This is a genomic window from Parcubacteria group bacterium, assembly GCA_041657845.1.
Classification (GTDB): domain Bacteria; phylum Patescibacteriota; class Minisyncoccia; order Moranbacterales; family JAKLHP01; genus JAKLHP01.
Genome location: JBBABD010000054.1, coordinates 1 through 3,872, shown reverse-complemented (window position 1 = coordinate 3,872; position 3,872 = coordinate 1). Strand labels below are relative to the sequence as shown.

At 36.8% G+C, this 3,872-nt stretch carries 4 protein-coding genes; all 4 read left to right on the top strand.

What is annotated here, in order from left to right; all coding sequences use genetic code 11:
• On the top strand, positions 1–569 hold a 569-nt coding region (locus WC906_05295), incomplete at its 5' end, for a hypothetical protein (protein MFA5777818.1).
• A gap of 201 nt (positions 570–770) precedes the next feature.
• Positions 771–3,236 carry a hypothetical protein gene (locus tag WC906_05290; GenBank protein ID MFA5777817.1) on the top strand — a complete coding sequence of 822 codons (2,466 nt, stop codon included), beginning with the start codon at positions 771–773 and terminating at the stop codon, positions 3,234–3,236.
• A 21-nt stretch (positions 3,237–3,257) separates the two neighbouring features.
• Entirely contained in the window at positions 3,258–3,563 is a 306-nt protein-coding gene (locus WC906_05285; protein ID MFA5777816.1) for a DUF5663 domain-containing protein, read from the top strand.
• 40 nt (positions 3,564–3,603) lie between these two features.
• A partial coding sequence (locus tag WC906_05280; GenBank protein MFA5777815.1) for a GxxExxY protein occupies positions 3,604–3,872 on the top strand: 269 nt, incomplete at its 3' end.

The window sequence follows — 3,872 nt, the reverse complement described above, 5'->3', positions numbered from 1 at the left end:
TCAGGCGTAAAGGATATGGAGGATATTTGATGTGGTCCCAAGAGGAAAATAGTTTCATTCTGTATACCAGCAAAAGAATGGATGAAGATTCAGTTCCGGGAGGTTTTCCGCAAGGGGAAATTATGCGCGGGCATATGTTGGTTAAAGGTTTTAGCGATTCTGAGCCACTGCGGATAAAAATGGAAGATATTTTTTCCAAGCTCGCAGGGAAGAAATTCGAATTTGAAAAAAAGCTGGAGAAAAAATTGGACATTGAATTTAAAGGGAAAGAAATGGCCAGTCTTATTTATAAAGGAAATTTAACAGAAGATGTTTTGAAAAAAGCCGTCAAGAATTCGAATATTTCCTTGAAGAGGCTGCTTGATGAAATCACGAGCCAGTTGAATCATAAAGTTGAAAAATTGATCAAAGAAAAAGTGAAAGAATTGCCGAAAGGAAGAGACGGGGTTCCTGGAAGAAACCGTATTGCTATGGAAGTATTGTTTGAATATCAAAAAACGAAAACTGGCAACGGAAAAATCCCATCGCAACCCGCTGGAGCGCCGCCGCTACAGCCAATAACACCGTAAAAGTTGGGAAAATGAAGAAAAATTTGTAGAGACCCTTTGCAGTCATAATGATGCAGAGGGTTTTATTATTTCAGAAGCTATTTTCTGTTTAAATTTTTTGTTAATTAACAATTTTTGTTGTATAATTTAAGATAGATTTGACCTGATATTTCACGTAATTTTTTATTGCATAAAAATAAAAAAAATTTTAAATTAAACAATATGAGTTTTGGAGATTCATTAAAAGTCTTTGAAAAAGACATTGACCAAGAAAGCAAACGATTGAAAGAAATAAAAAAACAAGAAGATGCAGAGGCGGCAAAAAAATATTCCAACAATGGAGCCGATGATGAATTGCCCACAACGGAAACGGTCACTCTGAAAAATCGCGATTTTTCCGAGGAAGAAATGGAGCTTCATAATGCCAGAAATGGAATAGTTGGTGCGGCTGTAATGGCTGAAGGCTCAAAAGAAATTAGCGATGATTTTGAAAAGGATTATGGAAAAAAGAAGGAAAAAACAGAAGAAAATGACGCAGAAAAAATTGAAAAAGATCTGATGGAAGATTTGGGAGGAAAAAAGTTTGGAGAAAAGGAAAAGAATTTGGAAAATTTAGAAAAAGAGCTGGAAACCGCCAGAAAAGAATACGCGGAAATGTATTTCAAAAAAAAGAGCATGTGGAAACAGGTACGAAATTTCTTTACCAGTGAAGGGCGGGCGGGGAGAAAGGCTGACCAATGGGAACGTAATCAGGAAATGGAGGAACTTAAACAATATCATACTAGAGAACTAAGAAAACTGGAAAACAATCTTTTGATTGAAGGAAAAAACAAGAAAGAGGTAAAAGCGGAAATAAAAAAACAGCAGGAAAAAAATGCCAAGGAACTGGCAATTCAAAGTGGAAGAGAAACGATCAATACGAAAGGCGTGATTATAACCGAAGGAGGAAATAAGGCGGCGGTAATTGATGACCAGGATGTTGTATATATGGAAGCGCTTTATGAGAACAGCCTCATTGATTACAAAACCGAATTATTGGAAAACATACGGGCTAAGGGGCTTTCGGGAGACGCGCTGAATAAAGAATTAGCAGAAGCGCTAAAATTTTTCAATTTTGATGAAACTGCCAATTTGTATGACGCAAAAACGGAAGCCAGAACGGATTTGGTCGCCAAAGAAAATCCGGTTTGGGATAAAATAAACAAAAAAAGAGCCGAGGTTATTAATTGGTATATCAAGCTTCCGACATATCAAAAAATACTGATAGCAGGAGGATTAGGAATTGGAGCGGCGAGCGCTTCTTATGCAGGAGCCGCTGTCGCGGGCTCATGTCTTGTTTTGAATATGGCGAGAAGATTTCTAACCGGATCCGCTTCAGCAATCGGCGCGGAAGCGATGTCTGAAAAGATAGCGGAAAAACACAGAGAGAAGAAATCCGGCCAAGAAATGGATGATATCATGAAAAACATGAAAGAAAAAACTGATGATAAAAAATTCGAAGAATTTAATTCTCTTTTAAAAGATCAGATATTTAAAGTAAATGAAAAATTTGAGAAAAGAAATATCGGTTCTGGTTTCAGAAAAGGCGGAGCGATTGTGTTTGGAGCTTTGATGGCCGGTCCGGTTATGAGCAAATTATTTCATTTGCTAAGCGAAAAAACCGGTGCTAGTGATTTTGTCAAAGAGAAGGCGGCCGATGTGATGAAAAGTGATATAGTAAGAGATTTTATGCAAAAACACGGCTTTGAGAGGTTCACCATTGTTGATAACTCAGCATTGCATTCTACAGCCACTATGCCAGAAAATCCTTCTGCGTCCGGAGTCGAACATACTATAGGAAAAGCGGGAGAAATACTGAAGGTTGAAGGTCATGAAAGCAGTCTGGAAAAAACTTTGATAGATCATTTAAAAGAATCAGGAATGAACGCGGAAGAAGCTGGAAGAAAAGCGCATTTGATGGCAGAAAAATATGTAGAAAGCCTTGAAAATCCTAATATTCAACAAGGAAATCTTATTCACGAAGGCGCGGGAATTCAACTTGATCCAAGCGGAGAAAAGATAATAGGGATAACAGATCCAAATTTTGGCGATCTTCCCGAGCATCATCCTTCCGGCGCTTCCCATATCGAAAATCCAACAGAACAAAATCCCGAAGGAAGAGCACCAAGATCCTTCGCGCCTCCTCAAGAAGCATTGGACGAGCGAACAGGAGCTAGCGTGCAAGAACCGCAATTTGAGGAGAAAACGGATGTTTCCGATGAGTATACTCAAACGGTAGATGAAATGCACAATCGGGACGTGAACAGAATTGGAGAGATAGATAATGAAATAAAAGAATTAGACCAACAGCCCTCATCCAGAATCGAGAATTATTATTGGAAACAGGATTTGCTAAAAGAAAGGGGACTGCTTAGCAATAATATACAAGATTATTCGAGCTATAAAGAAATTGCAGTGGATAACTGGAAGAATCTTACAGATGGAAATAAAACCGAATGGGACAATCTCAAGGGCTTAAAGCTCAAAGATGCCTTGCAAGCGGAAAATATTGGCGATAAAACCAAATTAAAATTGCAAGATTTGCAAGAATATAGTGAAAACATTAAAGGAGGAAAAATTAAAAGAGGAGAAACCGTTGCTAAGTGGACATTGAGATTGTCAAAACTGATATTTGAATCTAAAAAATAATTTATTATTAGGAACAACAATATGGATCAAGATCAAATTAAAAAAACATTAATGGAAGAATTGGGACTTTCCGATCTTCCGCAGGACAAGCAAGAAGAGCTGGTAATTAAAATGACCGAAGTTCTACTCAAGAGAATATTTTTGGAAACGATGGAAAAATTGGATGATTCGGGAAAAGGCGAATATCAAAAATTAGTTGAAAGCGGAGAAGCAACTCCGGAACAAATGGAAGAATTTCTGAAGTCAAAAATTGCCAATTACGACGAACTGGTGCAAAAAGTGGTGGATGAATTTAAGGAGGAAATGAAAAGCGGTATAAATCACTAAACAATCGCGAAAATAATCTCGAAAAATCACGAAATTTTTTATGGCGAAATTAATTTATCCTGAATTGAGCTATAAAATAGTAGCTGCCTTATATGAGGTTCAAAAAAATCTAGGAGGCGGATATCAAGAAAAATACTATCAAAAAGCATTAGCCAAAGAGTTCAATATTAAAAAAATAAAATATACCGGACAATTGCCTATCGAGTTAAGATATAAAGACGAAAGCTTAGGAAGATATTTTTTGGATTTTCTGATAGAAGATAAAATAGTTTTAGAAATTAAATCAGATTCAAAATTTTATATTAGGGA

Coding starts and splice junctions, on each gene's coding strand:
- WC906_05290 (MFA5777817.1), top strand. CDS start 771: ATGAGTTTTGGAGATTCATTAAAAGTCTTTGAAAAAGACATTGACCAA.
- WC906_05285 (MFA5777816.1), top strand. CDS start 3,258: ATGGATCAAGATCAAATTAAAAAAACATTAATGGAAGAATTGGGACTT.